Source organism: Sphingopyxis sp. (assembly GCF_036402335.1).
Classification (GTDB): Bacteria; Pseudomonadota; Alphaproteobacteria; order Sphingomonadales; family Sphingomonadaceae; genus Sphingopyxis.
This window is the reverse complement of record NZ_DASWTD010000570.1, coordinates 1-3410: the sequence shown is the minus strand read 5'-3', so window position 1 is coordinate 3410 and position 3410 is coordinate 1. Positions and strand designations below refer to the sequence as shown.

Genomic DNA, 3410 nt, shown 5'->3' with positions numbered 1-3410 from the left:
GGATTGCCGTTCCACAGCACGACGTCGGCCATCTTGCCCGGCTTCAGGCTGCCTGTCCGGTCGGCGATCCCCAGGGCTTTCGCCGGATTATACGACAGCCAGGTCCACGTCTGCTCGTCGCTGACGTCGATGCCGATGCGGCGCCCCGCGGCGCGCGCTTTCGCAGCTTCTTGGTTCAGCCGCTGGATCTGGTTCGCATCGTCCGAATGGACGATCGTGCACGCGCCGGCCTTGTAGACGAGCGGAATATTCTCGTTGATGCCGTCATAGGCCTCCATCTTGAAGCCCCACCAGTCGGCCCACATCGCCGAGCAGATGCCTTCCTTCGCAAGGATATCAGCGATCTTGTAGCTTTCGACCGCGTGGTGGAAAGTCGACACCTTGTAACCGAATTCCTTCGACATATCGATGACGAGCGCCATTTCGTCGGCGCGGTAGCAATGATTGTGGACGAGGATTTCGCCCGACAGCACACCCGCAAGCGTCTCCATCGCGAGGTCGCGGTCGACGGCTTTCCCGTCGTCCATCTTCTTCTTGTACGCCGCCGCCTTCGCCCAGGTCGCGCGGTTCACTGCAAAATTGCCCATACGGGTCGAGGGCATCCGGCCCTTGTTCCCATAAACGCGCTTGGGATTCTCGCCGCACGCCATTTTCAGGCCGTAGGGCGCACCCGGGAACTTCATCCCCTGCACCGTGCGCGAGGGTACGTTCTTGAGCGTGATCGACCGGCCGCCCATCAGGTTCGCACTGCCCGGCAGGATCTGCAGGCTGGTCACGCCGCCGTTCGCAAGCGCCCGACTGAAACCGGGGTCCTGCGGCCAGACGCTATGTTCGGTCCAGACTTCGGGGGTTGTGGGCGACGTCGCCTCGTTACCGTCATCGTGCGCATCGACGCTCGGTGAGGGATAATCGCCAAGGTGGCTGTGGATGTCGATGACGCCCGGCGTCAGGAATTTGCCGGTACCGTCGATGACATCGGCGTCGGTGGGCAATTCCATCTCGGGGCCGCCGACCGCCGTGACCTTGCCGCTCGTCATCACGATCGACCCGTTGTCGATCCGCCCGCCCTCGCCGTCGAAGATCGTGACCCCCTTCACCACCGTCAGGCGGGTCGGATATCCCTTGTACGTCGACGGATAGGGATCCTTGTTGAACTTGACCGGCTTTTCGGCCGGGGCGGCGGGCTTGTCGCCCGCCGACTTCGCTTCACTCCCCGACGCCGCGCAACCCGCGAACGCCAACGACACCGCAGCCAGCAGGCTGCCCTTCACACCCCGCATCATTGTTACGCCCCCTTGGCTTCGGGATGGACGCCGGCGGCCTGCGCCTCACCAATCTCATTCTGTCCGGCAAGCCCATCGGCATCGCGCAGCGTGTCGAGGTGCATCAGCTTCTTGATCAGCGGCGACACGACGATGACAAGGACGCCGAAGCCGACCGCCCACAGGCCGATCGTCTGGTAGACGTCGAGCACCAGCGCCTTGCCCGCACCCTCGCCGCTTGCCTTTTCGGACCCCGTCGCCGACGCAATCAGGCCGGCGGCGAAATTGCCGGTTGCCGATGCAAAGAACCACGTGCCCATGATCAGGCTCGCCATGTGCGCGGGCGCGAGGCGGTTCATCGCGCTGAGCCCCACCGGCGACAGGCAAAGCTCGCCCATCGTGTGGAGGAGGTAGATCAGGAAGATGAAGAGAACCGGCGTCGCATTGCCCATGCCCACCGCTTCGGCGCCCCATTTGAGGACGAAGAAGCCGAGTCCGAGCTGGAGCATCGCGAGGCCGAATTTGACCGGCGCCGACGGTTCCATGTTGCGGCGCCCAAGCCAGGTCCACAGTCCCGCGAACAGCGGCGCAAGCAGGACGATGTAGATCGCGTTGACCGACTGGAACACCGACGCCGGGACCCCTGCCCGATCGACATAGCGGTCGGTGAAGAGATTGAGCGACGAGCCTGCCTGTTCGAACAAGGCCCAGAAGAGGATCGACCCGATGATCAGGAACATCGCCGCAAAGATGCGGTCGCGGTCTTCGGACGGCAGCTTGATCACCGCGGTGCCGATGACATAGGCGATCAGGATCGCACCCGCGACGCCGAGCAGCGTTCCGACCAGCGCCTGGTTCTGCACCAGCCACCAGCAGATGCCGACCGCGACGAGGCCTACCAGGTAAAGCACCCATTCGAACTTCAGCCCGAACTTCTTCTCGTCGAGCAGCGCCGGATTTTCGGGCTCGCCGCGCCCGAGCAGCAGCGGCTTGAAGACGACGAAGACGATCAGGCCCGCGAGCATGCCGAAGCCCGCGGCGCCGAAGCCATAGGCCCAGCCGTAAACCTCGCCGAGATAGCCGCAGAGCAGCGAACCAAGCGCCGCGCCGAGGTTAATCCCCATGTAAAAGATCGTGTAGGCACCGTCGCGGCGCACGTCGGTGCGCGGATAAAGCTGGCCGACGATCACCGAGATATTGGCTTTGAGGAAGCCCGAACCGACGATGATGAAGGCGAGCGCGAGCCAGAAGATGTTGAGGCTCGCGGCATCCTGTCCGCCGGCTCCCTCGAAACCCATCAGGAAATGCCCGAACGTCAGCAATATGGCGCCGTAAAGCACCGCTTTCCGCTGCCCGAGCCACCGGTCGGCCAGATAGCCGCCGAGCACCGGGGTGATATAGACGAGCGCCGTGTAGGCGCCATAGATGACGCCCGATTCACCGTCCGAGAACAGCCAGTGCTTGGTCAGGTAGAAAATCAGGAGCGCGCGCATCCCGTAATAGGAAAAACGCTCCCACATTTCGGCGAAAAACAGGACAAACAGGCCCTTCGGGTGGCCGAGAAACGTCCCGGCGGCATCCCCGTGCTGGGCATAGGCTTTGGTCATGGCGACCCTTCCCTGGATATGGTTATAGGCCCCGTAAGCGAGGCAGATGGCCGTAACACTAGCGTCAAAATTGCGTATGGGAAGAATCTAATTGCGCCTGAAACCGTTTCCGCCACGCCAGAAACTGTTGCGAACGGTTCGCAACACTTGCGCAAAGTCCCGCGAAACGCCACATGGCGCATCATGTTCAACGACACCTCCTCGCTCCTCGCCCATCTCGCCACGCGCCGCTCGGGAAAGGCGCGCGACATGATCGCCCCCGGACCCGACACCGCACAGCTCAGGGACATCATCGCGCTCGCGCTGCGTACGCCCGACCATGGCAAGCTCGCGCCCTGGCGGATCGTCACTATCGCCGACGACCGGCGCGAAGCGTTCGCGACCTTGCTGAAACAGGCATGGGTACGGGAAAACCCGGGCGCCGCCGGCCTCGACCTGTCAGCGCTCGACCAGTTCGCCCATCAGGCACCGACATTGCTCGTCCTCCTTTCGACGCCCGTCCAGGGCAGCAAGATCCCGGTCTGGGAGCAGCAGATGTCGG

At 63.4% G+C, this 3410-nt stretch carries 3 protein-coding genes; 1 reads left to right on the top strand and 2 read right to left on the bottom strand.

Annotated elements, in window-relative coordinates; all coding sequences use genetic code 11:
- Both VGD20_RS18505 and VGD20_RS18500 read right to left on the bottom strand, forming a co-directional pair.
- On the bottom strand, nt 1–1283 hold a 1283-nt coding region (locus VGD20_RS18505; protein ID WP_331135849.1), incomplete at its 3' end, for an amidohydrolase.
- 2 nt (nt 1284–1285) lie between these two features.
- Nucleotides 1286–2869 carry a peptide MFS transporter gene (locus VGD20_RS18500; RefSeq protein ID WP_331135848.1) on the bottom strand — a complete coding sequence of 528 codons (1584 nt, stop codon included), beginning with the start codon at nt 2867–2869 and terminating at the stop codon, nt 1286–1288.
- 183 nt (nt 2870–3052) lie between these two features.
- Here VGD20_RS18500 and VGD20_RS18495 point away from each other — a divergent pair.
- Nucleotides 3053–3410, top strand: a 358-nt coding sequence (locus tag VGD20_RS18495; RefSeq protein WP_331135847.1) for a nitroreductase family protein, incomplete at its 3' end; no start/stop codon positions are given.